Below are 26,800 nucleotides of genomic sequence, written 5' to 3' on the forward strand. Positions count from 1 at the left end.
GAGCGGGTGTTGCGCCTCAGTGTTGGTACGGTTTGGTCTTTGTCCTTTTCGGTCTGTTTTTGGCTGAGGGCTTTTAACTCCTTTAGGTAGGCGACCTTTGCGCGCATATAGCACAACTCTTCGATAAGCTCTGCCTGTGTTTTTTCGTGGTCGGGTTTATCTGCGATGAAGGGGTTTTTGCGGTGTTGGGGCATGGTTTTGGATTGGGGATGTTCGAGTGCGCCGATACCGCCTTCTTGATAGGCGCGTATCCATCGTCTCAGGTGGGTTCGGGAAATGCCGTAGTGGTCTGCGGTACGTTGTTGGCTGCGTATATGCAGGTAGTGGAGTACGGCTTGGTATTTGAAGTGTAATGTATATTTGCTCATAAAAAAACTGCACCTTGTGAGTTGGAGGGGATGTCCAACTTTTGGGGTGCAGTTCACGTTTCAGACGACCTTATATATTTCGCTTCCGTTAAGGGAGCGTAAAACACATTTAGAACCCCTTGACAAATTCGATTAACCGACATTTGAGAGGGGTCTAAAATGTTTTTACAGCAACAGATTGAGTTTCAGCAGCAAGCGGACGCGAAGCGTGCCGCGCTTCCTTGTCTAAATAGTAACAACTGCATTGACGTAAAAAATACCAATGTAATCAAGGAAAAGCAAAAACCCGCAAACATAGAAAAATACCTGCCGAACACAGCAAAACCCGAATTCAACGAATTTTCCACTTCACACAAGAAATCCGCCGCCGCCCTAGAGATGAATGTACGCCAGTTCATCGAAGTCTTCGGAATTGAAAAGGTCGGATTCCTTACCCTCACATTTGCCGACGACGTACAAGACGTCAAAGAGGCAAGCCGCCGCTTTCACAGCCTGCGCACAAACTTTCTTAAAAAGCATTTCGAACACTATGTCTGTGTATACGAGCGCATGAAAAGCGGTCGTATTCACTTCCATCTTATCGTCAACACCCGCGAAGACATCCGCCGCGGTCTGAATTTCCAACAAATTCAAGCTCGTAACTATACAAGTGCAAATAAAAATCTGCGTCAGCTTTGGCAAGTCCTCCGTGAAAACATGGAAAAGTACGGATTCGGACGATCCGAACTGCTGCCCGTCAAAACCAACAGCAAAGGACTTGCCCGCTACGTCGGCAAATACATCGCCAAACACATTGATAGCCGTCTGCCTGAAGACAAAGGCTACCGCCTTATTCGTACAACCATAGACAAAAAACAGTTGTGGAAGATAGCGAACAGCAATTTTTCGTTTGTATCCGCAGGTTCGCGCCAGTGGCGCGAGAAGCTGCAAAAGTGGGTTATCTGCATTGAACCCCTTTTACAGGCGCATGCCGAGCTTTTCTACGAAAGAAAGCCTAAAAAGATTACAGAGGACAATTACAACGCCGTCCTATCAGCCCTTTTAAGCCCGAAATGGGCGTTTTATAACCGAGAAACCATCATCAATATGTAGCGAAACCCGTAACCGTTGATTTTGGTTCGGGGGCGGGATGGGCGCGAAACCGCACTTGCGAAGCAAGGCGAACGGCGCAAGCCGTGTGTGAGCGCCCCTCCCGTCCCGCCCCCGAACCGTTGAATACCAGCAACCCCGACCTTAAAGAAAGGAAAAACATCATGTCTCAAGAAACCGAACGCAAACAAGGTATTTTCGTCATTGCCGCATTTGACCGCATGTTCACACGCGAACGCAAAAACCAAGACGGCACATTCAGCAAAACCCACTATGTCGGTCTGATTATCCGTTCAGACACAGAAACCCGCCTTTGCGAAGTTCGCACAAAACATCCCGAAAAGTACGAGCAGTACAAACCGCAGCAAATCGTCTCCATGCAAGTGTTTCCCCGTGCATTTAAAGACAAAATCTACTATTCGGACGAAGCATAAACCAGTTTCAGGGGTTCGGCGGTGTCCCCTGAATTGACCCCGAAACACCGCCACAACTACTTTTTATCAACATTTCGTAAAGGAAAACAAAATGAACCTGAAACAAAAACTGCAATACGCCGTCGCCGGTGCTTCCGTTGCCATCATGTCTTTGCCTGCAATGGCAGAAGACATCGCATTGGTAACAGCCGCCAAAGCTGAATTGGCAAGCGCGAAAGACGGCGTTTCGTCTATTGGCGCGGTTGTGATCGGTGTTGCTGCTGCAATGGTCGTTGTTGGTCTGATTATCAAAGCAGTACGCAAAGGCGGTTAATAGCAATGGGTTATCAAGTCGGCCGTGTCTGCCATTTCACACACGAAGCAGCGACAAACGACGTGATGACCCATGTAGTGCCGACAATAGACAAAGACGGGGTGCTGCATCACCCCGTTTTTAACGGCTCTACATGGCAGTATAACGAACAGCAAGTCAAACTGACCTTTCCCGATTGCGACCCGATGGAATATCAGAAGTTGGGCAAAGAGATAGGTCTGATGTGCGTTTCAATCGTCGCCACGGTATTTGTCGTCAACCTAATCTACAAATTCATATTATCCACGAGAGAAAAGAGTAATGAAGAATGATACCCGAAGCAATGTTCATCATCGGCATACTGCCTTATGCCTTGCTCTGTCTGCTGCTTTATTCGCTGCTCCTGTAAGTGCAGAAGTAGGACTGCCCCCGCCGGCACAACATCAGGGGGCGGGCTTTCCGTCTGAGCAAGCCTTGAGACAAAAAGGCTACGACCCGAAAACGGGCGTATGGAGCGTGCAAAGTCAAAACAACGGCAGACCGACCGTAACCAAGTCGGGCGATTCAATTAAAGGTAGTCAGTCGAAAACCATAACCGCAACGGGCAATTATGGAGAAAAAGCAACGATTCGGACGACACAGACGCAAAGTGTAAATATTCCAAAAGTAGAAAAGATTGCTGGTGGCACGCTAGCAGGTTTAACTGCCGCAGGTGGTGCGATTGGTTCAGATTTTGCTGCAAGAGCTTATAAACAAGCTCAGAATGGTGACTGGAGTGGCGCAGCTAGAGAAGGATTTGGAGCAGTTTTGGAAGGGTTGTCTAAACTTGATTTTACGGGTTTTGGTAGTGGAGTAAATCAGTTTTTTGATAAAACAGGTATAAGACCTAACTCTTCGTCAGGGCAACTCGCACAAGCAGCACAACAGGCAGCAACTGCCCAAGCCCAAGCCGAACAAAGCGGTCAATTAGGCGAAGCAATCGCCGCAGCAGCCGCTAAAAAGGCAGCCGAAGGCGCAGCCAAAGCAGCAAAGCAGGCGGAAGGATGGACGACATCAGGAAAAATGCTTGCCGAAGCCTCAAAGAACAAAGACGGTAGCTATTCGCAGCTTTATTTAAGACGTGTCGATATTGGTTCAGGTTCTAATGTTAGACCAAGACCTAATATAGAAGGCTATGCTTGGGTAATAGATAGATACAATGGTTCTTATAATTGGGGATATTGTCAGGGTGGGGCTTGTAAAGGGTGGTATAAAGGCAGTCTCCCTGAAGGTTATGACAAAGTTGCAGGATACGTCTATACACCAATCACAAACGACGCCCAGCTACAAGATGCTCGAGCAAAAGTAACCTCTCAAACGCCTGCGGAGCAGCAAAAAATCATTAAAGAAATGACGCTCAATCAAAAGGACATCAAAGACATATTAGAGCGTATGTTGAATAACCAACAGACCAATCATGCCGAACTGATGAATCAGTTGTCCAAAATTGGCGATTCCGTTGAAAAATCGACGGTTTCAAATGAATTTACCCCGATGACCGCCGATTCAGCACCCTACACCCCGCAGGGCAGCAATACACCTCAACAAACACGATTCATGATAAATAGAGACGGTTCGATTACGACAACCATTATTCCGCGTCCTGATCTGAAACCAAATTCCACGCTTGCACCGACACGCAGCGAAATCATACCGACACCGAATAAAGGACAGAACACACCGACAACACCCAATAGTCCGAATACGCCTATAACGCCCGACAGTCCGAATGCACCGACGACGCCGAACAGTCCGAATACGCCGAATCAGCCGAACAGTCCGACAGGGCAGCAAAATCAAAATCAAGAGAATCAGCAGCAGAATTTTTGTCAGCAAAACCCGAATGCTGCGCAATGTATGCCGGGTGGCGATGCGAGCTATGAAGACATCGTCTTGCCTGAAAACACAATAGATTTAGATTTTAGACCTGAAAACGTCTTCCAAACCGAAGGCGTTTGCCCGCAACCGAAAAGCGTGGATTTAGGCGCATTTGGGCAGGTCGAATTCAGCTATCAGCCGCTTTGCGACTTTGCCGCAAAATTGCGACCCGTCCTAATCATGATGACCATTCTAACCTGTGCATGGTTCGTCTATGGCGCATTGGAGGAGCTATGAACTGGGGCAGTTTGATAACAGCAGTATTAATGTCTGTGGCGGGCAGAATATTGACCGCCATAGGGCTTTCTTTCGTAACAGTGGCGGGATTTCGCCAGTTGCAATCCTATTTCATCCAGCAGGTTCAAAGCCATATTGGCGGTTTCCCTGAAGACGCTCTGCAAATCGTCTACATCATGGGTTTCGGCGTCATGCTGAATTGGATATTCGGCGCATTCACATTTATAGCAACGATAAAGGGCTTTAAGAAACTGTCCACTATCGTCAAAAGCGAGGGATAAAAAATGCTTTACCTATATACAGGCGTTCCCGGTGCGGGAAAAACATTGTATGCGGTTTCAAACCTTGTCAAACGCAAAGACTTTAAAGACCGTCCCATCTTCGTGGACGGAATCAAAGACCTAGACCACGACAAAATAAACTACTTCGATATACCAGAAGGCGAAAGCATTCAGACATGGTCGAAGTGGGCGCCGCCGGGCGCGATTATCGTTGTTGACGAATGCCAACGCATATTCCGCCCACGTCCAAGCGGCTCGAAAGTACCCGACTACGTCGCCGAACTCGAAACACACCGACACCGTGGTCTTGATTTCATCCTGATAACCCAACATCCCCGCCTGATAGACGTCCATTTGCGCGGACTGATAGAACATCACACGCATTTAGGGAAGACCAATCTAGGGCTTCGTCGTAAGATGGAATGGACGACAGGCGGCGCAAAAGACCCTGAAAGCAGGGCAAACATCAGGGAAGCCCTAATCAGCGTGTACAGGCTTGATAAAAGCGTGTATGGGTTGTACAAGTCCGCCGAAGTACACACCAAAATCAGGACGAAAAAAAGCAAACTTTTAATGCTGTTCCCGCTCGCCCTATGCCTCGTCGGTTATGGCGTTTGGTCGTTTACTGGATTTTGGGGCAAGTTCTCGGGCGAAGAAGAACGAGCGAAGACGGCACAGGCACACGTTGCCGCGCCAGCGGCAAGCCCCGAAGCGCAGGCGGCAGCCGCTCCCGCGGCGGACGACGGCGCAGCGGGGCGGTACGCAGCCGCAAAAGTGCAAACGCCGTCAGAACCGCCAAAGCCCCATCTGACTGAAGAAGACTATCAGCCCCGTATCGCCGAACGTCCCGAAACCGCCCCGATATACGACGGCATGAACAAAGCCGTCAAAGTCATGCCGTGGCCTGCCGCCTGTATCAAAGCAGAGAACCGCTGCACCTGCTATACCGACCAAGGCACGAAGATTAAAGACATCGGCAAACAAACCTGCTTGAACTACGTCAAAGACGGATTACCATTTAACCCCTACAAAACGCAGACGGCAGAAGCCGCAAAACCGTTGCAGACCGCATACACGCCTGACGCACCGCAGGTCTTGACAATGGGCGGTGCCAGCCCGCAAAATTTGATGTATGACGGATACAACGATAAAGCCCTGACGAATGTGGGCGGAAAGGTAAATTGATGAATGCGGGATTGGCGTTTTTTTTAGGGATATGGGCGGCAACGACTTATGAGCGCAAAGGCTGGCGCGGATTTTTAAAATATTTTGTTCTACCGATGTTTTTAGTATCATTGATAGGCGCAGCAGCAACCGTATATTTAGCCCAATCGCACACCTAGCCACAAGTCAAGGGGAGGGCGTCCAGAAAGATTTGTAAAGACGGCTTTATCGTCTTTATAAATCTTTTTGGATACCCCTTGACGCTAACCCACCCAAAGACGCTACCCGCAAGGGGTGGGGTGTGTTTTTTACCCCACCCCCTGCCACGTGGCGAACGTCGCCGAAGGCAAAAAGAGTCCCAAGCCCTGAGCGGGAAACCCTCCCTTTCAGGGGTTCGGATTCATGACCCGAACCGCAGCCCGCGACTTCCGAAGCACGACCAAAGCCACAGCTTGGGAAAAAGATAGAAGCGCGGGCTTTCGTACATACTCAGTTTGAACACTATACAAGGCTGCGAGCCTGAATAAATAAGGCAAAACAATGTACTACCTAGGGATAGACGTATCAAAGAAAACCATAGACTGCTGTCTGATTTCAGACAGCATTTTTTATGAACGGAGGTTTGACAACACAGAGGACGGATTCAGACGTTTGGACGACTGGATACAGGAGTACACCGCAGAAGCGGTGCATTGCTGTTGTGAAGCGACAGGAATCTACCATGAAGCCATAGCCGCCCACTTAAGACAGAAAAACATTGTAAGCATAGTCAATCCAAGCAAGATAAAAGGCTTCAGAGAAGCCGAACAGACACGAACTAAGACCGACCGACAGGACGCGAGGCTGATAGCCGAATACTGCCGACGAATGCAGCCACAAGCATGGCAGCCGCCGACAGAAGAGCAAGAATTCCTCCAAGCCATCACAGACTATATAGCCCGCCTTAAGCAGCAGAGAGCCGCAGAGCAGACCAAACACCAAACCGCACCCGATACTATCCGCCATCACATACAGACCACCATAGACCATCTGAACAGGCTTATAGCAACCGTACAAAACGAACTCAAAGACTTCTACCGCCAAAACCCCGCTTACAACGAAAAAAAGAACCGCCTAAAAACCATAGACGGTATAGGAGAATCCGCCGCTTCCGCCCTGCTCGCCAAACTCACACGCTACGACTTTGCCAATCAAAACCAATTTGCCGCATACCTCGGTTTAGATCCAAAAATCAAAGATTCGGGAACAAGCGTCAAAGGAAAGCCCAGAATATCCAAACAGGGGCAAAAGAACGCCCGCAAAGCCCTGTATATGCCCGCACTTGTAGCCTACCGTATGAACGCATTTCCAGCCTTTACAGCCCGTCTCAAAGCGAGGGGGAAGCCCCCGAAGCTGATAATAGTCGCCATCATGCGCAAAATGGCGGTTATTGCCTACCAACTGTATAAAACAGGTAAAGATTACGACCGTTCCCGATACCGAAATTAGACAGCGGCATGAAAAAACGCCCCGAAAAATCGGGGCGCAGACCTTGTGTATCTTTAAGATATGTAAATGTTGTTGACGGTGGAATACACTATCTTTTTCATAAGTCGGCTTTCCTTAAATTTTTAAGGGGTGAAAAATAGGCATTTTCTATTTCAAATTATTATCAATTTTCAAAACGACAATATCGTTTTTTAAAAAATGAATTCGCTTTTACTTCATATCCTTAACAGAATTAATCCAAGAAGGCTTGACCTAATGATTTAATATGGCTATGGTTAAATAAAAAATAACAATAATCTACATACGCACCGCAATGTTTTTTCCCCTCCTCCTCACAGAAAGGATATTGCAATGCCCTGCTTGACCCGTACGTTGCCTCGTCTGACTGTTTTCCTGCTGTCCACCTTCGCAGCATTCTCCGCCGCCGCACACGGAAACCACACCCATTGGGGTTACACCGGACACGACTCCCCCGAAAGCTGGGGCAATCTGTCTGAAGAGTTCCGTTTGTGTTCCACAGGCAAAAACCAATCCCCCGTCAACATCACCGAAACCGTCTCCGGCAAACTGCCTGCCATCAAAGTCAATTACAAACCGAGCACGGTTAACGTGGAAAACAACGGCCATACCATCCAGGTCAACTACCCCGAAGGCGGCAACACCCTGACCGTGAACGGCCGCACCTACACCCTGAAACAATTCCATTTCCACGTCCCCAGTGAAAACCAAATCAAAGGCCGCACCTTCCCGATGGAAGCCCACTTCGTCCACCTAGACGAAAACAAACAGCCTTTGGTATTGGCAGTATTGTACGAAGCCGGCAAAACCAACGACCGCCTCGCGCCTATATGGAACGTGATGCCGATGAAAGAAGGAAAGGTAAACCTCGACAAAGCCTTCGACGCCGGCACCCTGCTGCCGAAACGGCTGAATTACTACCGCTTTGCCGGTTCGCTGACCACACCACCATGCAGCGAAGGCGTATCGTGGCTGGTATTGAAAACCTACGATCACATCGATCAGGCGCAGGCAGAAAAATTCACCCGCGCCATCGGCTCGCACAACAGCCGCCCCGTCCAGCCGCTTAACGCGCGCGTTGTCATTGAATAAACGGTAAAGCCGTAAATGAAAAGGTCGTCTGAAAACCAAATTTAGGTTTCAGACGACCTTTTTACATGATGGTCTAAGGTTTCAGAACACCGAGTCCGGCGTATATCCGAAGGAAGAATCGCAATGCAGCATCAATCATCAGGATGAAACCTTGCTGCTTCGCGTTCTTTCATAGCAGTTTCCTTATCCTTCAATTTTGCCCCCAAACCCAAGCGTTTTTCATATTCCGATTGCGGCGTGCCGTCCTCCTGCATACCAAATGCGCTGGCATTTACCCAAAGCGCAAGGACGGCAACTACGAAAGCAAAAAATCCTACGATATACCAAAACATTTCTTTTCCTATCATGGGTCAACAAACGGGAAGAAGACAGATTTCCCGTTTGACCGGCAGCTTGCTGCGGTTTGTGAAGGCAAAAATGTATCACAAATCCGGTCCGGTATAAATTGCCGATTTGCCCTGCGATACTTCGTGCAAACCTTATCTCAATCTAATGCTTTTACCAATCAGACGGTTATACAAACAAAAGCCGGTCTTTCCGCTCAAAGGTCGTCTGAAAACCCATATCTGCATTTCAGACGACCTAACGTCGGCATTTGAAATCCTAACGGAACAAATCCAATGCCTTGACGAACACCATCACCACGCCGTAAGCCAGCGGGACGCCGACCAACGTCCAACGCCACCAAACCGAAAAACCGCCTGCCGCAACTTTTTCCTGCAGCAAGTAGGCATCAGAAACGGCGGTTTCATCATCGGGATTGCCGCTGTGTGCCGCTGTTTTGATGTCGGTTTCATGGTGTTTTTCATGAACCGATCTGACGGCAAGGTTGCACAGCAATCCGACAATCAACAATCCCGCCATGATGTACATGGTAACGCCGTATGCCTGCGCAGCGGGAACACCGCTGTCGATTTGGCTTTGGCGGATGTAGTTCACCAAAACCGGACCGATCACGGCAGCAGTTGACCACGCCAGCAAAATACGTCCGTGAATCGCGCCGACCTGATAAGTACCGAACAAGTCTTTCAAATAAGCCGGAATCGCGGCAAAACCGCCGCCATACATGGAAATGATGACGCAGAATCCAATAATAAACAAAGCCTTGTTTCCACTTTCGCCAATGGACGGAACGGCAAAATACAGCAGCGAACCGAGTACGAAAAAGATGGTGTAGGTATTTTTACGTCCGAGTTTGTCGGAAACGCTGGACCATAAAAACCGCCCGCCCATATTGAACAGGCTCAAAAGGCTGACGAAACCTGCCGCCGCCCCAGCGCCGATTGCCGCTTGTTTGCCGACCGACGCCTCTGAAAACAGCTCCTGAATCATGACCGAAGCCTGCCCCAAAACGCCGATACCAGCAGTCACGTTCAGGCACAACACCCAAAACAACAGCCAAAATTGCGGCGTTTTCATCGCTTGGGAAACATTGACATGATTGCTGCTGACCAGCTTGTTTTTCACTTTCGGCGCGACATAGCCTTCAGGTTTCCAACCCTCCGCCGGCACGCGGATGGTGAATGCGCCGAACATCATCAACACAAGGTAAAACAGCCCCAGAACGACAAAAGTCGGTGCGACGCCGACCGACACGTCGTCTGAAAACGCATTCATCAACGATACGGACAACGGCGAGGCAAGCATCGCACCGCCACCGAACCCCATAATCGCCAAACCCGTCGCCATGCCCGGCTTGTCCGGAAACCACTTCATCAAAGTGGACACCGGGCCGATATAGCCCAGTCCCAAGCCGATGCCGCCGATCACGCCGTTGCCCAAATACAGAAGAAACAGATTATGCGTAGTGACGCCGAGTGCCGACACAAAAAATCCCAAGCTAAAACAGCACGCTGCGACAAACATCGCCTTGCGCGGTCCGACACGCTCCATCCAAGTGCCGAACAAAGCAGCAGACGCGCCCAACATAGCCAGCGCGATACTGAAAATCCAGCCCACAGTCGTCAGCTTCCAATCTCCGGCAGCCGATTCGGTAATGCCGATAAGCTTGGTCAGCGGCGCGTTAAACACGGAATACGCATAAATCTGCCCGATGGCAAGATGCACCGCCAAAGCGGCAGGCGGCACCAGCCAACGGTTGAAACCCGGCTTGGCAATCGTCGCCTCACGGTCTAAAAATTTCATAAAAGCCTCTTGATGTCGAATGAAAAACAGCGTTCTCCGCGAGGAAAACGCCTTAAATTGTTGACAATATTGTACCACGCTTCCGCATGGGCTTTACTCCGCTTAACATGAGTTTTTTGAGTAAGAAAGAGAAAAATCATTCATAAATGACGATATTTGAAGATGGTTTGATAATATCCGTATCTCAGATAAAAGGTCGTCTGAAAATTGGTTTTCAGACGACCTAAAGAGTTTGAAAATGTATTCAAGCCTTATTACTTCTCAATATATTTTTCTATATCTCTACATTGTTCTTGCGTGCAGGAAACTGAAAAAAAGCACTTTTCCACTTGTGGTACTTTGTGCAGAAAAGATGCTCTTTTCGTAATGAAATTTTATTTTATCCAATGGAATCAGCCCCTTTCCATTTTCTTTTCCGCAAAGCAGTTTATATTGCAGATTGGTTTTGCTTATATCGATATTTCCGCACACTTTTGTAGTATTGTTTTTAGATATGGATATTTTTAACCATTCATATTGCGAGTCGTAATAATAGTTTGAAATATAAGGCAAACTAGATGATGATACTGCTAGAGATATAACATAGTTAAAAAAAGTTTCCATAACTTACTCACTGTTTGTTTTTTTTTAATTTCAAGTAGAGGGCGATTTTGGAGTATAGCCTTATATTCCCTCTTCCCATGAAATAGAAAATTTAGAAATTTTTACCCCATTCAAATCAAATGAAAAGACGATAGAAACGCCACCTTCGGTTTTTATTTCACACTCATGTTCCCACTCGTCTCTAGATACAAACTGCCATCCAATATCAGTAAGAAACAAATATTTTATCAATTTCTCAATAGTTAATTTTCTATTAATTTTATATTGCTTTGCAATGGTAACGCCTTTAAAACAAGGGTCTATTGACAATGAATAAACGATATCATCCGTAATACCAACTTCCAATCCTTTCCAAAAAACGGAAAAACCACCTTCTACGTTACCTTCGTCGTATAACCATTTAGTCAGCTTTTTAAACCGTTTATGTTTGTGAAAGTCACTATACGACATACCAACAAATAAACCTTTAAATCTACCCGTTTTTAAGAAAGATGTTATATCCATCATCATGACCTTATGACCTCATTACGGTCTATAACTTGAAATATCAATTCCCCATGTACTACCGACCTTTTACTGTTCACCAAATTTTATTGCTGGATTTCAAATATCGGTTGTCGTCAAAAGTATTAATCCATTGCGGTCTGAGTGCGATAAAAATGGCGGTAGTGATGCCACTGAGAAAAGCTTCCGCCCAGGCGATCAGGATGAAAATAGGAAAGGCGGTGGTCCAAAGTACGGGGGTTGGGAAGGCATGGCTGATATCCAAAACGCTGACCAGTACCAGTCCGGTTAGCATCATGCCTACGGCGGACGCAATGAAGCCGTTGACAAAAATGAAGATAAAAATATTCGCGGGAAGACGGTTGACCAAGCGGCAAGAGAGCTGATTAACAATGAGCGGCGGTAAGAGCAAGGCGAGGGCGTTGACGGGATAGGCGTATCCGTCGCCGCCGTTGAACAATAAAAGATAAGGAAGAAGCAAAACCGAACCCAGCCATAATGCAGCGGGTGCGCCAATCATCAGGGCAACCAAATTCATGGCAAGCAGGTGGTAGCTCATTTGCGCGAGCTGCCCTTCGTCAGTCATTGCATTCAGGCACCATGCGGTCGTCAGTATCAGGGCGGAGAGGATGGAGGCGGAATGGTGCTTCTGCATGGATTGCCATGCCGGACGCGCGCAAGCGAGAAGCAGAATGGACAACAGCAGCCAAGCGGCGATTAAAATCGAACTGGAAAACCATGCGGCTTGAAAATTCATACGAAACCAGACCGAGGGTAAATATTCAGACGACCTGCATTATACCCCGCAGACGAAATTCGCTGCGGACTTGTTTTGTTTAGTGCTGAAACACGCTAAAATAACGACCTTTGCCGTTTATTTCAAGGGAAACAGCGAATGTTTTGGACAGTGCTGATTATCATTTTATTGTGTGCCATTTGCGGCGTATTTTGGCTGCACAGAAAACAAGAACGTGAATGGCAGCACGAATTGGCGCGCTTAGAGCGCGGCATGCAAGAGGGCAAATATATTCCTAACGGTCAGGATGCTGATTCTCCACATCAATTTTCAGAAGATGCCAAAGCGGCATACGGAAAAACCATCGCACGCCTGCGCCTGATGGCGGCGCGTTACACTCCGCAGCAGGAGCAATTATCCGAGCAACCGGCAAACACTGAAAACGAAGAATCTGAAACCGGTATGGAAGACATAGCGGATTTCTTCGAAAGCCAAGAAGCAAAACACGAATATCATCAAGATGCCGATATTGAAAGGTCGTCTGAAAATCCGTCGGCAGAACAAGTCCCCCAAGCCGAGCCGCCTCAACAACACGCAGCCGAAAGGAAAGATACGCCGTATATCGTTCCTTTTGTCGAAACCGAAGAGCCTGAATATATTCCCCGTATCGTTAAAGACGAAGGCTTTGAAGAAATCACTTTGGAAGAGGCAACCCGTTCGCTCAATGAAGCGGCGTTACAGGAATGGGAAGAGCAGCAGACCGTCAGCCATCCTGCAGGCGACCGGAATAACGATGACGGGGAAATCCAACCCATCCGCGCATCGGTAACACCGATGAAAGGTTTGCAGATTATCGATTTCAACGATCCCGTACTGCGCCGGACCCGCGAGCGCGTCATGGCGGGCGTCAATGGCATCCAAATCCCCAAAGCCAGTGCTCCGCATATCGAAACCGTGCAAACCGCATTGCGCACAGCCGAGCGCGAAGCCATTTTGCCTGTCGTTGACAATCTGGATAGCCGTGCAGAGATTGATGTGACGGATATTCGGAACACATTGGCTCGAAGTACGGCAGCACGCCAGCGCCTTGCCGCCGCTGTTGCGCCTGTGCGCGATTTCCAGCCGCAAATCATTCAAAACGACGAAATTTTGGCAAACCTGATTCCTGCAAGCCGCCGACGGACGGTTCGCCATGCTGAAGCGGCGGCGGAAAAACTGGCGCGCAAGCAGCAATCTGCTGCCGCGCAGGTGAAATTGTCGGAAGAAGCCGATCAGCGGCCTGAGCAAACGGTTGAGCGTTCCGTCACACGCAAACCGCTGTTCCCGCCTAAAACGCTTCGCACCGAACCTGTCGCTCCGTCAAAAGAAAAAGCAGTCTATATTTCAAGACAGCCCGCACCTACCGCAACCGTAGTCGAGCCGCCCGAAGTACCGACCGTTACTCCGACGCCAATCGATATCCCGACGCCGCCAAGCTTTACGCCGCCAGCTGTTGCACCTGAAATCGTCGATCCTCCGGTAGCGCGCCCCGCTTGGGAAATCCCTGCTTTCCATTCTGAAGTCAATGCGCATGTCAGCGATAATCCTGTCCGCTCGATTCATGATTACTTAATCAGTGAATCCGAAACGGAGGATGAAGTCGCAGGCGGAAATGTACAGAGAAATGCTGAAACCGAATCCGCCCATACGGAAGATACGGAAATTTCTGCCTTTGAACATCATCAGCCGATACATCATGCCGATCTTGCGACGGGTTATGCCGCCGATGATGCTGATGCAGATTCAGAAGAAGAGACCGGGGCGTTTTACAAGTTTTCAGACGACCTGAAGTACCCATTACCAACCACAGACTTGCTCCTTCCGCCCCAATTCGACCCGGCTGCCACGCAGACCGAAGAAGAATTGTTAAACAACAGCATCACTATCGAGGAAAAGCTGGCGGAATTTAAGGTTAAAGTCAAAGTCGTGGATTCCTATTCCGGTCCGGTGATTACGCGTTACGAAATCGAACCTGATGTCGGCGTGCGCGGCAATTCGGTCATAAACCTTGAAAAAGACCTCGCCCGCTCGCTCGGTGTTGCCTCTATCCGCGTCGTCGAAACCATACCCGGCAAAACCTGCATGGGCTTGGAGCTGCCGAACCCGAAACGCCAAATGATACGCCTGAGCGAAATCTTCAATTCGCCCGCGTTTGCCGAATCCAAATCCAAGCTGACGCTCGCGCTCGGTCAGGACATTACCGGTCAGCCCGTCGTTACCGACTTGGGCAAAGCACCGCATTTGCTGGTTGCCGGTACGACCGGTTCGGGCAAATCGGTCGGCGTTAACGCCATGATCCTGTCCATGCTTTTCAAGGCGACGCCTGAAGACGTGCGCATGATTATGATTGACCCGAAAATGCTGGAATTGAGCATTTACGAAGGCATTCCGCACCTGCTCGCGCCTGTCGTTACCGATATGAAGCTGGCGGCCAATGCGCTCAACTGGTGCGTCAACGAAATGGAAAAACGCTATCGTTTGATGAGCCATGTGGGCGTTCGCAACCTTGCGGGCTTCAATCAAAAAATCATGGAAGCTGCCGCACAAGGCATGAAAATTGCCAACCCGTTCAGCCTGACGCCCGACGATCCCGAACCTTTGGAAAAACTGCCGTTTATCGTAGTCGTGGTTGACGAGTTCGCCGATTTGATGATGACCGCAGGCAAGAAAATCGAAGAACTGATTGCCCGCCTTGCCCAAAAAGCCCGCGCAGCAGGCATCCATTTAATCCTTGCCACGCAACGCCCCAGCGTCGATGTCATCACAGGTCTGATTAAAGCCAACATCCCGACACGCATCGCTTTCCAAGTGTCCAGCAAAATCGACAGCCGTACGATTCTTGACCAAATGGGCGCGGAAAACCTGCTCGGACAAGGCGATATGCTGTTCCTGCCGCCCGGTACAGGCTATCCGCAACGTGTTCACGGCGCATTCGCTTCAGACGACGAAGTACACCGCGTAGTCGAATATCTGAAACAATTCGGCGAGCCCGATTACATCGACGATATTCTGATGAGCGGCACAACCGACGATCTGCCGGGCATCAGCCGCAGCAGCGACAGCGAAGTCGATCCGATGTATGACGAAGCAGTCTCTGTCGTTCTGAAAACGCGCAAAGCCAGCATTTCCGGCATCCAGCGTCAATTACGCATCGGCTACAACCGCGCCGCCCGCCTGATTGACCAAATGGAAGCAGACGGTATCGTTTCGCCTGCTGAAACCAACGGCAACCGTACCGTTTTGGCGCAAAGCAGCGAACATTTGGACTAAAGCCACACCAAAGTAGGAGAAAAGCCGATTGCCGTTGCAGTTTCCCCTGATTTTGGTACAATACCGCCATTCATTCTTACACAGACAAGCCGCCGAGATTTAGGCGGCTTGTATTTTTATTTTCATTTTGCGGATTATATTTACCGCATTTTTTACTAGGCAAAAGCAGTCCAAACGCTTTTGCGGAGATGACAAACCATGCAAAAAATTCCATTGACCGTACGCGGCGCAGAATTGCTCAAACAAGAATTGCAACGCCTCAAAAGCGTCGCCCGTCCCGAAATCATCGAAGCCATCGCCGAAGCCCGTTCGCACGGTGACTTGTCCGAAAACGCAGAATACGAAGCCGCCAAAGAAAAACAAGGCTTTATCGAAGGACGAATTTCCGAGTTGGAACACAAATTGTCCATGGCGCACATCATCAATCCCGCTGAAATCCACGCAGAAGGCAAAATCGTCTTCGGCACGACCGTAACGCTGGAAGATTTGGAAACCGAAGAACACGTTACCTATCAAATCGTCGGGGAAGACGAAGCAGACATCAAAGAAGGCAAAATCTACGTCGGCTCCCCCATTGCCCGCGCCCTAATCGGCAAAGAGGAAGGCGATGTCGCCGAAGTACAAGCCCCCGGCGGCGTACGCGAATACGACATTATTTCGGTTCAATATATCTGATTGCCACGAATTGCCTTGATATAAAGAGAACAGAGGTCGTCTGAAAACCAAGAAAAATGGTTTTCAGACGACCCTTCTTACAGTATTCTCCTTGAACTAAGCCATACAAGCAAAAACAGCCGATACTTTCCCGTATCGGCTGTTTCGTTTACTGCTTCATTCATATCAAACTAATTGGTGTTTAGGCAGCTCTTTCAAAGTCAGCGGCTTGATGTACCAAATATCGCGGCAGTAGTCGGCGATGGATCGGTCGGACGAGAAGAAGCCCATATTGGCGATGTTGATCAATGCGGATTTTCGCCATGCGGCAACATTGCGGTAGTGTTCGTCCGCTTTGTATTGCGTGTCGATGTAGCTGCGGAAATCCGCCATCAGTTGATAGAAATCGCCGTAAGGTTGCAGGACGTCATTGTAGCGGTTCGGCTCTTCGGGGGAGAATGTGCCGCTGCTGATTTGGTTGACGACGCGGCGCAGGTCATGATCGCGTTCGATGTAGCCTAGCGGGTCGTAACCGTTGCGGCGAAGTTCTTCCACCTGCTCGACGGTGTTGCCGAAGATAAAGCAGTTGTCCGCGCCGACTTTTTCCAGAATTTCAACGTTCGCGCCGTCCAGCGTACCCATACAGAGCGCACCGTTGAGGGCGAATTTCATGTTGCTGGTACCCGATGCCTCTGTGCCTGCCAATGAGATTTGTTCGTGCAAATCGGCGGCGGGGATGATGATTTGGGCGAGGCTGACGCTGTAATTCGGGATATAGACGACTTTAATCAGGTCGCGGATGCGTTCGTCGTTGTTGATGGTTTTCGCTACGTCGTTAATCAGGCGGATGATTTTTTTCGCCATGTAGTAGGCGGATGCGGCTTTACCGGCAAAGATGAAGACGCGCGGCTGCCAGTCGAAATCCGGGTTTTCCAGGATTTTGTTGTAGCGGTCGACGATGTGCATCACGTTCAACGCCTGGCGCTTGTATTCGTGGATGCGTTTGATTTGGATGTCAAACAGCGCGTCCGTGTTAACCTTGATGCCCAATTCGGTTTCGATGTATTTGGCGAGGCGTTCTTTGGCGGCTTTTTTCACTGCGCCGAATTCTGCCTGCACGCTTGCATCGTCAACTTTTTCGTTGAGCTTGGTCAGATTGTCCAAATGCAGGCGCCAGTCTTGTTCGCCCAAGTGTTTGTCGAGGAAACGGGTCAATTCGGGGTTGGCGATGTTGATCCAGCGGCGCGGGGTTACGCCGTTGGTTACGTTGGTAAAGCGTTCGGGGAACACTTTGGCAAAGTCGGCGAAGATGGAAGTGATCATCAGGTCGGAGTGGATTTTCGCCACGCCGTTGACTTTGTGCGAACCGATGACTGCCAGCCATGCCATGCGGACACGGCGGCCGTTGTTCTCATCGATGATGGACACGCGGCGGACGAAGTCGTCGTCGAAGTTGCCGATGGCGCGCAGGGCGTTCAGGAAGTAGGCGTTGATTTCAAAGATGATGTCCAAATGGCGCGGCAGCAGGCGGCCCATCAAATCGACCGGCCAAGTTTCCAAGGCTTCGCTCATCAGGGTGTGGTTGGTGTAAGAGAAAATTTTGCAGCACATATTCCATGCTTCGGTCCACACGATGCCTTCTTCGTCAATCAGGATGCGCATCAGCTCGGGAATCGCCAGCACGGGGTGGGTATCGTTCAGGTGAATGGCGACTTTGTCGGCAAGGTTTTTGATGCTGGGGAAACGGCATTTGTGGCGCGCCACGATGTCTTGTACGGATGCGGAAACCAGGAAATATTCCTGTTTCAGGCGCAGTTCGCGGCCGCTGTCGGTGGAGTCGTTCGGATAGAGGACGCGCGAGATGTTTTCATCGCTGTTTTGCGCGCGGACGGCGGAAGCGTAATCGCCGCGGTTGAAATCTGCCAAGTCGAAGCGGCTACCGGCGTGAGCCGTCCACAGGCGCAACGGATTGGCGACGTCGCCGCCGTAGCCGGGGATGATTTCATCGTATGCCATCGCGGAAATTTCTTCGCTCGGATGCCATTCTTTTTTGTCACCCATATTGATGACCTGTCCGCCGAAGCTGACGGCGTATTGTTTGTTCGGGCGGCCGATTTGCCATGCCAAATCTTGGTCGAGCCACAAATCGGGTTTTTCGACCTGCTGGCCGTCCACGATTTCTTGTTTGAACATACCGTATTGATAGCGGATGCCGTAGCCCATGGCGGGAATGCGCAAGGTGGCGAGCGAGTCGAGGAAGCAGGCGGCCAGGCGGCCCAAACCGCCGTTGCCCAAGCCGGGGTCTTGTTCTTGTTCGCAGATGTCGGCGAACTCTTTACCCAGTTGTTTGAACGCCTCTTCAAATTCGGCATACACGCCTTCGTTAATCAAAGCGTTGACGAAGGCGCGTCCCAACAGGAATTCCATGGAAAGGTAGTAAACCATGCGTTTGCCGTTGTCGATGTGGGCGCGGCGTGTTTGCAGGAAGTCTTCGGCAATCAGGTCGCGCGCGGCGAGCATGGCGGCGTTGAGCCATTGGTGTTCGGTCGCCTCTTTCGGATCGACGCCCAAAATGAAAATCAATTTATAGACGATGGACTTGCGGATGGTTTCGGCATCCGGTTTCGGCATGACATAATCAAAACCTGAAATGGGTTGTTTTTTCTTAGCCATGATAGCCTTTCTCTGTTGGGGATAGGATGATGAAGCGGGGGAATTTGTATCTTTTGGCAGTCTGAGGTCGTCTGAAAAGCCGTATGCCTTTATGTTCCGTTAAGCAAGTCAATCAGGTAAATTTATTACTCATCTTCAGCATTATAACTGAGGCAGTGTAAATAATAGGGTTTCTTTTAAAAACATCCTATTAATGACATATGTCATATATTCGGCGATGTATTTTTACGCTGCAAAATCCAAATACCCATATGTTCGACTGTCAGCTTGCCGTCTGCATTGTAATTAAACTTCTCGGATGGTACGCAAGAAATCTGCCAACTTCCTTGAGGCAGGTTAAATATTTGTTGACTACGCTTGGCATTGATCAACAGCAGCCATTCATCGTCCAAAACAATCTGCATGGCTTTTGCGCCGCGGTTGTGCCAACAAAGCTCGCTCATCGGTTCGCCTTGGATATTGAGCCAGCGGACGCGCTCTTGTTTCCACCAGACATCATCGCCCAATAATTTGATTTCTTGACGCAGGCGGATTAAATCGCGCGTATAGCCTTGCAACGCTTCGTCCGCCTGCTGCCAATCCAGCCAAGTAATCGGGTTGTCCTGACAATAGCTGTTGTTGTTGCCCTGTTGGCTGTTGCCGAACTCGTCGCCCGCCAGCAGCATGGGCGTGCCGTTGGCAAGGAACAGCGAGGCAAGCAAGGCTTTGACGGTGTAGGAGCGGTCTTCCAAAATCGCCGCATCTTGGGTTTCGCCCTCGATGCCGTGGTTGTAGCTGATGTTTTCGTTATGTCCGTCGCGGTTGTCTTCGCCGTTGGCATGGTTGTGTTTTTCGTTGTAGCTGACCAAATCGCGCAGCGTAAAACCATCGTGTGCGGTGATGAAATTGATGCTGGCGGAAGGATGACGGCCGCTGTGGTTGAAAATATCAGACGACCCCGCCAGACGTTCGGCAAACGCACCCAAATTGCCGCTTTCCCACACCCAAAACGCGCGCATATCGTCGCGGAAACGTCCGTTCCACTCGGCAAAAGGCTGCGGGAAATTGCCCAAGTGATAGCCGCCTTCGCCGATGTCCCACGCTTCGACAATCAGTTTGCAGCGTGCCAACACGGGGTCTTGGTACACCACCTGAAAAAAACGTCCGTAAGCCTGAAAATCGGGTTCCCGCCCCAATACCGTTCCCAAGTCGAAACGGAAACCGTCCACATGAAACGTTTCCGCCCAATAGCGCAGGCTGTCCGCCGCCCAGCGGGTTACGTCGCGGCGGACGATGTTCAACGTATTGCCGCAGCCCGACCAGTTTTCATAGCTGCCGTCGGGCTTCAGCCAATACCACAAAGCATTGTCTATGCCGCGCTGGCAAAGCATCGGGCCTTTTTCATCCTGCTCGGCGGTATGGTTGTACACGACATCCAATATCACTTCCAAGCCCGCCTGGTGCAAGGCTTTGACCGCCTGCTTCAACTCTTCCGCCGCGCGTTCGGCATCGGCGGCATAAGACGGCTCGACGGCAAAATGGGAATAGGTGTTGTAGCCCCAATAATTGCTCAAGCCCATTTTTTGCAGGTGGTATTCGTCCAAATGCTGGTGTACCGGCAGCAGCTCAACGGCGGTAACGCCCAAAGTTTTCAAATAATCAATCACGCGCGGATCGGTCAGGGCGTGATACGTTCCCGGTGTTCCAAATCGGGAAACTGCTTGGTAAACCCTTTCACATGGGCTTCATACACTACCGTCCTGCCCCACGGATGGTTCGGACGGCGCTCGTCGCCCCAATCGAAATCATCGTCGCCCACCACCACGCTTTTGGGTGCCACCGCCGCATTGTTCCGTCCGTCTTCCGGACGAAACCACGCCATTTCCTCATCATCCCGATAACTCGGTTTGCCGTCGATTTTTTTGGAATACGGGTCAATCAACAATTTGTTTGGATTGAAACACGAGCCGCCCGGCGCATCAGCGCGTCCGTAAACACGAAAACCATACTGCTGCCCTGCCCCGACCTCCGGCACAAAGCCGTAAAAAACCGACCCGCGCCGCGAAGGCATTTCCAAACGGGTTTCCTTTCCCTTGTCAAAGAGGCACAGCTCGACTTTTTCGGCATGGATGGAAAACAGCGCAAAATTCGCCCCTTCCTCAGTCAGCGACACGCCCATCGGATAAGGCGCACCTTCTTCAATGCGCCATGTTTTGGTTTTCATTTTGTTTGTCCTGATTTGATGGAAACGCGTCGGGCTGCGCTTCCGGATAGTTGTTCTTTTTATAGTGGTGATGCTTGAAGGGAAAGAGGTCGTCTGAAAAGCAAAATCCCGTTTTCAGACGACCTCTTTTAGCCATAAACCTTTGTTTTAACTTGAGGCCGTCCGAATTTGAGCGCTATTAATTCGGCAACCTCACCGCCAACTCGGCAGGCCAAGCCGCCTTAGCGTCGGTTTTTACAAAACCATTGCCCGTCAGCCCGCCTTTCAGCAGACGGTTGTATTTCACCGCCGTTTCGCGCGGCACTTGCAATTTCACTTTAAACATCAGTTTCGCGCGTTCATCAACCGTTTCCACCGACTTGGGCGTAAATTGCGCGTCCGTCGCGATAAATTTGATTTTGGCGGGGAACACCGCATCAATGCCGTCCAAACGGATACGCGCCTCATCATTGACTTTCAGACGACTTATGCTGTCGGTCGGCAGAAAAATATTCATCGAAACATCGGCAGGATCAAGCAGGCTGACCACTTTCGAACCCGCCGCGACCACGTTGCCCGCTTCCGCAATGGTGTATTCCACCCTGCCCGCTATCGGCGCTCGGATATTCATATCATCGTTGGCGGATGTGGCCGATTTGACTGCCGCCCTCGCCTGTTCGACACCGGCGCGCGCTTCCGCTTGCGCGGCGGCACTTTGCGCTACCGTCGCCTGCGCTTCGTCCCGTGCCGCTTCGGCTGCTTTGACTGCTGCAACAGCGCGCTCATAATCTGCCTGACGCTTGGTGACTTCCGATTGCGACACCAGCTGGTCGGCAAGCAATTTACGCGCATTGTCCAGCTCCATTTTCGCCACTCGCAGCTGCTGCCTGTTCGCGTCCACATTCGCCTGCGCGCGCGCAACCGTCTGTTTCATCTGCGCTTCGGCAGCTTTGGCGCGACCGACCGCCTCTTCTTGCCGCAATTCCGCCGCCCGCGCTTCTTCCAAACGGCTGTTGCTGGTTTCAGACGACAGTTCCGCCAGAATATCGCCCTCTTTCACATCTGCGCCCTCTTCCACCAATACCGCCTTCACCCGCCCCGGATACAGGCTGGCGACATCGATGCGGTTCAGCTCCAACCGCCCGTTGGATTGCGCAATCCATCCAGGCAAGGTTTCTTTTTGGTTTTGAAGGACATACCACGCACCGCCCGCAACCAGCGCAACGGCAAGAGAAGCAATAACAGCTTTTTTCATGTTGCTTTACACCTTAATCATCAAAACGGGCGCGCCTTAAGGCGGTATTGCGGAAACAGCGCGGCAAACGCCCAATCTATCCTTTGGTGGATGGACGAATCGGTCAGCAAATCCTCATGCCGCCCGTTCATCTCATCGGTCAGTATCCCCAACATACGGTAGCGCGTGTTCATAATCATCGGCGAGATAACCGCGCCATTAAGGAACTCAAACTGATTCAACAATTCCAATTCCGACACACCCTCCCTACCGTTGCACTTCTTGATATGCCGGATCATCCCGTAGGCAAGCATCTTATGCTGCTTTTTCAACGCTTTGGTAATCAAATCCACGCCTTCTTCGCTGTCCAGCAGCATCCTGTGTATCCACGCCAAATGTTCGCGTATCGTTACCGCCAGCCGCCAGACAATCTGATACAGCCGCTCCGTATCTTCGATATTTTGGGCAAAATCGAACGACACCCGCCCCAAAGCCCGATTGCTGTACTCAATCAACATCGCCTTCACAAATTCGTCTTTGTCGGCAAACATCCTGTTGAACGTTTCCAAATTCGAATTCAAATGCTCCGCGATCGCATGCTCGGACAGCCGCTTGTAGCCGCATCTGGGATAAAAATGAATGCCTGCGGAAATAAATTGCGCACTGGTTACACCGTTCATTATCTTCACCTCATCTGCCTGTATTGTTGTCATAGGACAAATATCCAAGACTCAAATGAAACAAAAATCTTCTGGAATATCAGACCGCCTTCAGACGCTACTGTTGCAAACCAACGCCCCATCCCAAGCCGAGCCGATACAAATGCCAACCAACCGTTATTTTATAGTGGATTAAATTTAAATCAGGACAAGGCGACGAAGCCGCAGACAGTACAGATAGTACGGAACTGATTCACTTGGTGCTTCAGCACCTTAGAGAATCGTTCTCTTTGAGCTAAGGCGAGGCAACGCCGTACTGGTTTAAAGTTAATCCACTATATCAAGCACGCAAAACGCCCCGACTCAATCATCCGGTCTGTTTTTTTATTTCACTATATAACAAACCGCCCTCGCCTTCAATGCAAGCCATCTTCCAATTATCATTAAAATCCGATAGTTAAATTTGTTTTACGAGGATATGGGTCGTCTGAAAAAACGGTTTCAGACGATTTGAAGAAAGCATCAATATAAACCAATACCCTTAAAACCCTGCATCGTTGAACTGCAAGCCTGACGGTTTGCCGCCATTCTTGCCTGAGTAACAACGGCTGAGCAAACATAAATGAAAATATAGTGGACTAAATTTAAACCAGTACGGCGTTGCCTCGCCTTAGCTCAAAGAGAACGATTCTCTAAGGTGCTGAAGCACCAAGTGAATCAGTTCCGTACTATCTGTACTGTCTGCAGCTTTGTCGCCTTGTCCTAATTTAAATTTAATCCACTATATCAGGACGAAACCTTATTCGTTCCCCCCAAAAAATTTCAGACGACCCCTTCATCTCAAAAGGTCGTCTGAAACAGGCAAAGCGGTTGGTTTGAACCTGTCTTTCTGCGTTCAAAAACAAGTTCAGCCCAAACTTACGCTTCGCCTTCTGCCTGATCGGCTGAGTCCGTTGCACTCGGCTGGGCGGCTTTGTAGAGGTAAACCGTTGCCAGCGGCGGTACTTTGACGGCGAGCGAGTTGGGTTTGCCGTGCGACCAGATTTCTTCGGTTTGCAGGGTTTGTCCGGCGGATACGCCGCTGCCGTTGTAACCGGGGTCGTCTGAATTGAGGATTTCGCGGTATTCGCCGGCTTCGTTCACGCCGAAGCGGTAGCTGTCGTGGACGACGGGCGTGAAGTTGCTGATGACGATGACGCGGTTGCCTTCGCGGTCGCGGCGTTCGAAGACGAAGACGGAATTGTTGCCGTCGTCGGCGACCAGCCATTCGAAGCCTTCCGGCCATTGGTCGAGCTGGTAAAGCGGCGCGGTGTCTTTATAGACGCGGTTCAAATCGCGCACGAAGTTTTGTACGCCTTTGTGCCAGCCGCTTTCTTGGTCGAGCAGGAACCAATCCAGTCCTTCGTTGTAGTTCCACTCTCTGCCTTGCGCGAACTCGTTGCCCATAAACAGGAGTTTTTTGCCGGGGAAACCGTACATGAAGCCGTAGTAGGCGCGCAGGTTGGCGAATTGCTGCCAGCAGTCGCCGGGCATCCGTCCGAGCAGCGAGCGTTTGCCGTGTACGACTTCGTCGTGCGAGAGCGGCAGGACGAAGTTTTCGCTGTATTGGTACATCATGCCGAAGGTCATTTTGTTGTGGTGGTATTTGCGGTTGATGGGGTCTTCCATCATGTAGCGCAAGGTGTCGTTCATCCAGCCCATGTTCCATTTGTAACTGAAGTTCAAGCCTTCCTGACGGGTTACGTTGGCGAACGAGGTGGATTCTTCGGCGATTTCGGTGGCGGAGGGGACAACCTCTTTCAGCATGGTGTTGGTATCGCGCAGGAAGGCGATGGCCTCGAGGTTTTCATGGCCGCCGTATTGGTTGGGTATCCATTCGCCGTCTTTGCGCGAGTAGTTGCGGTAAATCATGGAGGCGACGGCGTCCACGCGGATACCGTCGAAACCGAAACGCTCTATCCAATACAGGGCATTACCTTGCAGGAAGTTTTTGACTTCGTTTCTGCCGAAGTTGTAAATCAGGGTGTTCCAGTCTTGGTGGTAGCCTTCGCGCGGGTCGGCGTGTTCGTACAGCGCGGTGCCGTCAAACTTGGCAAGCCCGTGGTCGTCGGTCGGGAAGTGTCCGACCACCCAGTCGAGGATGACGCCGATGCCTTCGTCGTGGGCGGCTTTAATCAGGGCGCGCAATTCGTCGGGCGAACCGAAACGGCTGGTCGGCGCATACAATCCAGTCGCCTGATAGCCCCACGAGCCGTCAAACGGGTATTCGGAAACGGGCAGGAATTCGATATGGGTGAAGCCCATGTCTTTGACGTATGTGACCAATTCTTTGGCGAGCTGTTCGTAAGTCAGCCAGAAGTTGTTTTCAGGATTGCGTTTCCACGAACCCAAATGCACTTCATAAATGCTGATAGGTGCGTCAATGGCGTTGGCACGGGCGCGGAAGTCGGGTGTATCCACTTTTTCCGGCAAACCGCGCACGACAGACGCCGTATTCGGACGCAACTCTGCGCCGAAGGCATACGGGTCGGTTTTTTGCCGAACATTGCCGTTGGCATCGCGGATTTCAAATTTGTAGAGGGCGTTGAGCTTGACGGCGGGGATGAAGATGTCCCAAATGCCGTTGTCGCGGTGGAAACGCATGACGTGGCGGCGACCGTCCCAGTTGTTGAATTCGCCGATGACGGACACGCGCTGCGCGTTCGGCGCCCATACGGCAAAGCTCACACCTTTCACGCCGTCCACTTCGGCAAAATGCGCGCCTAAAGTTTCATAAGGACGCAGGTGTTTGCCTTCCGCCAGCAACCAAGAATCCATGTCTTTCAGGGCGGAGCCGAAGCGGTATGGGTCTTCTTCGCGCACAGGCTCGGCATCTTCTGCATAACGGACGTTCAACGTATAATCGGGCGCACCTTCGGGCAACACGGCAACAAAGAATCCGCGTTCATCGACTTTTTCAGACGACGTAATCACCTCGCCGCTTTCACGGTTGACAATATCCACGCCCCAAGCGTTCGGAATCAGGGTTCGCACGACCTCGTCGCCTTCGGCAAGGCGGTGTCGTCCCAAATAGGCGAACAAATCGCTGTGGGTGGCAAGAAACAGGCTTTCGACCGTGTCGCGTTCGACTTGGTCAAGCTCGTGATAAGGCTTCATCCGGCTGTTTTTCTTCATGCGTACCTCTCCAATCATGGCAAGTTGGCCGCCCATCAGGCGGTTGTGGGGAAAATCTTCAAGCGCGACGGGCATTTTGCGCGCCCAGTTGGGATAACCCTCGGAAACGCCCGGCACATTCAGGTTGTCGCTCATGCCCAGCAGGTTTTCCAGCTGCACCGCATACAGTTTGCTGCGGCTCATGGCGGCATACCGGTGCAAGGCGGTTAACAGTGTTTCGTCGATTTCAGACGACATCTCGGCGTCGGGAGGCAGGCAGCCTGTGTGTTTCAACTTATCGAACAAATCCGCCTTGTCGTGTTCGCGCGCTTCCAAGGTCGTCTGAAAAGTTTCCGCATCGGGAATCGTACCCAAGCGGAACATCAAATCCAAATCCTTGCCCGTCCAATAGCCTGCCAAGGGCGCGACATCGTGCGTACTGACCACCGTAATCGCCTGTTCGGGATATTCTTCGGGCCATTCAAAGCCGTGCCAGCCTTTGCTGAAATACACGACCTTATAAGAAAACACCTGATAACGGTTCAGCAAATACCGCGCTTGGTCGGGT

General features: G+C 50.6%; 22 protein-coding genes and 1 pseudogene. 11 read left to right on the forward strand and 12 right to left on the reverse strand.

What is annotated here, in order from left to right:
* Positions 1–368 (reverse strand): helix-turn-helix domain-containing protein (locus HMPREF1028_RS02725; RefSeq protein ID WP_009311251.1); only part of this gene is annotated, 368 nt, incomplete at its 3' end.
* 159 nt (positions 369–527) lie between these two features.
* Between HMPREF1028_RS02725 and HMPREF1028_RS02730 the strand changes: the two genes are divergently transcribed.
* The 9 genes from HMPREF1028_RS02730 (at position 528) to cah (ending at position 8,380) form a co-directional block, all read left to right on the forward strand.
* Positions 528–1,460, forward strand: a complete 933-nt coding sequence (locus HMPREF1028_RS02730; RefSeq protein ID WP_009311252.1) for a hypothetical protein — start codon at positions 528–530, stop codon at positions 1,458–1,460.
* Between the two features lie 161 nt (positions 1,461–1,621).
* Positions 1,622–1,891 carry a hypothetical protein gene (locus tag HMPREF1028_RS02735; protein WP_009311253.1) on the forward strand — a complete coding sequence of 90 codons (270 nt, stop codon included), beginning with the start codon at positions 1,622–1,624 and terminating at the stop codon, positions 1,889–1,891.
* A gap of 91 nt (positions 1,892–1,982) precedes the next feature.
* Positions 1,983–2,204, forward strand: a complete 222-nt coding sequence (locus tag HMPREF1028_RS02740; RefSeq protein WP_009311254.1) for a hypothetical protein — start codon at positions 1,983–1,985, stop codon at positions 2,202–2,204.
* Between the two features lie 5 nt (positions 2,205–2,209).
* Positions 2,210–2,515, forward strand: a complete 306-nt coding sequence (locus HMPREF1028_RS02745) for a hypothetical protein (RefSeq protein WP_009311255.1) — start codon at positions 2,210–2,212, stop codon at positions 2,513–2,515.
* Positions 2,505–4,337, forward strand: coding sequence for a virulence factor TspB C-terminal domain-related protein (locus HMPREF1028_RS02750; protein WP_009311256.1), 1,833 nt, complete (start codon positions 2,505–2,507; stop codon positions 4,335–4,337). The genes HMPREF1028_RS02745 and HMPREF1028_RS02750 overlap by 11 nt, the downstream gene beginning before the upstream one ends.
* Positions 4,334–4,618 (forward strand): DUF2523 domain-containing protein, encoded by a 285-nt coding sequence (locus tag HMPREF1028_RS02755; protein ID WP_009311257.1) that lies wholly within the window; start codon positions 4,334–4,336, stop codon positions 4,616–4,618. The genes HMPREF1028_RS02750 and HMPREF1028_RS02755 overlap by 4 nt, the downstream gene beginning before the upstream one ends.
* Before the next feature lie 3 nt (positions 4,619–4,621).
* Positions 4,622–5,803, forward strand: coding sequence for a zonular occludens toxin domain-containing protein (locus tag HMPREF1028_RS02760; protein WP_009311258.1), 1,182 nt, complete (start codon positions 4,622–4,624; stop codon positions 5,801–5,803).
* A gap of 519 nt (positions 5,804–6,322) precedes the next feature.
* Positions 6,323–7,270: an IS110 family transposase gene (locus HMPREF1028_RS02765; protein ID WP_009311259.1), complete on the forward strand. Its 948-nt coding sequence runs from the start codon at positions 6,323–6,325 to the stop codon at positions 7,268–7,270.
* Between the two features lie 351 nt (positions 7,271–7,621).
* Complete coding sequence (cah, locus tag HMPREF1028_RS02770; protein ID WP_009311260.1) at positions 7,622–8,380, forward strand: carbonic anhydrase; 759 nt, start codon at positions 7,622–7,624, stop codon at positions 8,378–8,380.
* A gap of 131 nt (positions 8,381–8,511) precedes the next feature.
* On the opposite strand, the gene HMPREF1028_RS02775 is transcribed toward cah, so the two are convergent.
* The 5 genes from HMPREF1028_RS02775 to HMPREF1028_RS02790 form a co-directional block, all read right to left on the reverse strand.
* Entirely contained in the window at positions 8,512–8,712 is a 201-nt protein-coding gene (locus HMPREF1028_RS02775; RefSeq protein WP_003765401.1) for a hypothetical protein, read from the reverse strand.
* Positions 8,713–8,983: 271 nt separating this feature from the next.
* Positions 8,984–10,525, reverse strand: a complete 1,542-nt coding sequence (locus HMPREF1028_RS02780) for an OFA family MFS transporter (protein WP_009311261.1) — start codon at positions 10,523–10,525, stop codon at positions 8,984–8,986.
* A 282-nt stretch (positions 10,526–10,807) separates the two neighbouring features.
* Complete coding sequence (locus HMPREF1028_RS13205) at positions 10,808–11,128, reverse strand: hypothetical protein (RefSeq protein WP_009311262.1); 321 nt, start codon at positions 11,126–11,128, stop codon at positions 10,808–10,810.
* 60 nt (positions 11,129–11,188) lie between these two features.
* Positions 11,189–11,638, reverse strand: coding sequence for a hypothetical protein (locus HMPREF1028_RS02785; protein ID WP_009311263.1), 450 nt, complete (start codon positions 11,636–11,638; stop codon positions 11,189–11,191).
* A gap of 70 nt (positions 11,639–11,708) precedes the next feature.
* Entirely contained in the window at positions 11,709–12,389 is a 681-nt protein-coding gene (locus tag HMPREF1028_RS02790) for an energy-coupling factor ABC transporter permease (RefSeq protein ID WP_009311264.1), read from the reverse strand.
* 138 nt (positions 12,390–12,527) lie between these two features.
* Between HMPREF1028_RS02790 and HMPREF1028_RS02795 the strand changes: the two genes are divergently transcribed.
* Both HMPREF1028_RS02795 and greA read left to right on the forward strand, forming a co-directional pair.
* Positions 12,528–15,677, forward strand: coding sequence for a DNA translocase FtsK (locus tag HMPREF1028_RS02795; protein ID WP_009311265.1), 3,150 nt, complete (start codon positions 12,528–12,530; stop codon positions 15,675–15,677).
* 198 nt (positions 15,678–15,875) lie between these two features.
* Positions 15,876–16,352 (forward strand): transcription elongation factor GreA, encoded by a 477-nt coding sequence (gene greA, locus HMPREF1028_RS02800; protein ID WP_003742680.1) that lies wholly within the window; start codon positions 15,876–15,878, stop codon positions 16,350–16,352.
* Positions 16,353–16,517: 165 nt separating this feature from the next.
* Here greA and HMPREF1028_RS02805 read toward each other — a convergent pair whose 3' ends face one another.
* The 6 genes and pseudogenes from HMPREF1028_RS02805 to glgB form a co-directional block, all read right to left on the reverse strand.
* Positions 16,518–19,004: a glycogen/starch/alpha-glucan phosphorylase gene (locus HMPREF1028_RS02805; protein ID WP_009311266.1), complete on the reverse strand. Its 2,487-nt coding sequence runs from the start codon at positions 19,002–19,004 to the stop codon at positions 16,518–16,520.
* Between the two features lie 203 nt (positions 19,005–19,207).
* A pseudogene (gene glgX / locus HMPREF1028_RS02810) lies at positions 19,208–21,207 on the reverse strand (glycogen debranching protein GlgX).
* On the reverse strand, positions 21,182–21,343 hold the full coding sequence (locus tag HMPREF1028_RS14410) for a hypothetical protein (RefSeq protein WP_156798048.1): 162 nt from the start codon (positions 21,341–21,343) through the stop codon (positions 21,182–21,184). Before HMPREF1028_RS14410 ends, glgX begins: the two are co-directional and overlap by 26 nt.
* 42 nt (positions 21,344–21,385) lie before the next feature.
* The gene (locus HMPREF1028_RS02815) at positions 21,386–22,441 is read right to left on the reverse strand and encodes an HlyD family efflux transporter periplasmic adaptor subunit (protein ID WP_009311269.1); all 1,056 of its coding nucleotides are present in this window, start codon (positions 22,439–22,441) and stop codon (positions 21,386–21,388) included.
* Positions 22,442–22,461: 20 nt separating this feature from the next.
* A complete protein-coding gene (locus tag HMPREF1028_RS02820) occupies positions 22,462–23,133 on the reverse strand; it encodes a hypothetical protein (RefSeq protein WP_036529035.1) in 672 nt (223 codons plus the stop codon).
* An 864-nt stretch (positions 23,134–23,997) separates the two neighbouring features.
* The coding region (gene glgB / locus HMPREF1028_RS02825) for a 1,4-alpha-glucan branching protein GlgB (protein ID WP_009311271.1) at positions 23,998–26,800 on the reverse strand (2,803 nt) is incomplete at its 5' end.

The organism is Neisseria sp. GT4A_CT1, from assembly GCF_000227275.1.
In the GTDB taxonomy this organism is placed as follows: Bacteria; Pseudomonadota; Gammaproteobacteria; order Burkholderiales; family Neisseriaceae; genus Neisseria.

Coding starts and splice junctions, on each gene's coding strand:
- HMPREF1028_RS02750 (WP_009311256.1), top strand. CDS start 2,505: ATGAAGAATGATACCCGAAGCAATGTTCATCATCGGCATACTGCCTTA.
- HMPREF1028_RS02790 (WP_009311264.1), bottom strand. CDS start 12,389: ATGAATTTTCAAGCCGCATGGTTTTCCAGTTCGATTTTAATCGCCGCT.
- HMPREF1028_RS02755 (WP_009311257.1), top strand. CDS start 4,334: ATGAACTGGGGCAGTTTGATAACAGCAGTATTAATGTCTGTGGCGGGC.
- HMPREF1028_RS02775 (WP_003765401.1), bottom strand. CDS start 8,712: ATGTTTTGGTATATCGTAGGATTTTTTGCTTTCGTAGTTGCCGTCCTT.
- HMPREF1028_RS02820 (WP_036529035.1), bottom strand. CDS start 23,133: ATGACAACAATACAGGCAGATGAGGTGAAGATAATGAACGGTGTAACC.
- HMPREF1028_RS13205 (WP_009311262.1), bottom strand. CDS start 11,128: ATGGAAACTTTTTTTAACTATGTTATATCTCTAGCAGTATCATCATCT.
- HMPREF1028_RS02760 (WP_009311258.1), top strand. CDS start 4,622: ATGCTTTACCTATATACAGGCGTTCCCGGTGCGGGAAAAACATTGTAT.
- HMPREF1028_RS02735 (WP_009311253.1), top strand. CDS start 1,622: ATGTCTCAAGAAACCGAACGCAAACAAGGTATTTTCGTCATTGCCGCA.
- HMPREF1028_RS14410 (WP_156798048.1), bottom strand. CDS start 21,343: ATGGCTAAAAGAGGTCGTCTGAAAACGGGATTTTGCTTTTCAGACGAC.
- HMPREF1028_RS02745 (WP_009311255.1), top strand. CDS start 2,210: ATGGGTTATCAAGTCGGCCGTGTCTGCCATTTCACACACGAAGCAGCG.
- greA (WP_003742680.1), top strand. CDS start 15,876: ATGCAAAAAATTCCATTGACCGTACGCGGCGCAGAATTGCTCAAACAA.
- HMPREF1028_RS02805 (WP_009311266.1), bottom strand. CDS start 19,004: ATGGCTAAGAAAAAACAACCCATTTCAGGTTTTGATTATGTCATGCCG.
- HMPREF1028_RS02780 (WP_009311261.1), bottom strand. CDS start 10,525: ATGAAATTTTTAGACCGTGAGGCGACGATTGCCAAGCCGGGTTTCAAC.
- HMPREF1028_RS02740 (WP_009311254.1), top strand. CDS start 1,983: ATGAACCTGAAACAAAAACTGCAATACGCCGTCGCCGGTGCTTCCGTT.
- HMPREF1028_RS02765 (WP_009311259.1), top strand. CDS start 6,323: ATGTACTACCTAGGGATAGACGTATCAAAGAAAACCATAGACTGCTGT.
- HMPREF1028_RS02795 (WP_009311265.1), top strand. CDS start 12,528: ATGTTTTGGACAGTGCTGATTATCATTTTATTGTGTGCCATTTGCGGC.
- HMPREF1028_RS02785 (WP_009311263.1), bottom strand. CDS start 11,638: ATGATGATGGATATAACATCTTTCTTAAAAACGGGTAGATTTAAAGGT.
- cah (WP_009311260.1), top strand. CDS start 7,622: ATGCCCTGCTTGACCCGTACGTTGCCTCGTCTGACTGTTTTCCTGCTG.
- HMPREF1028_RS02730 (WP_009311252.1), top strand. CDS start 528: ATGTTTTTACAGCAACAGATTGAGTTTCAGCAGCAAGCGGACGCGAAG.
- HMPREF1028_RS02815 (WP_009311269.1), bottom strand. CDS start 22,441: ATGAAAAAAGCTGTTATTGCTTCTCTTGCCGTTGCGCTGGTTGCGGGC.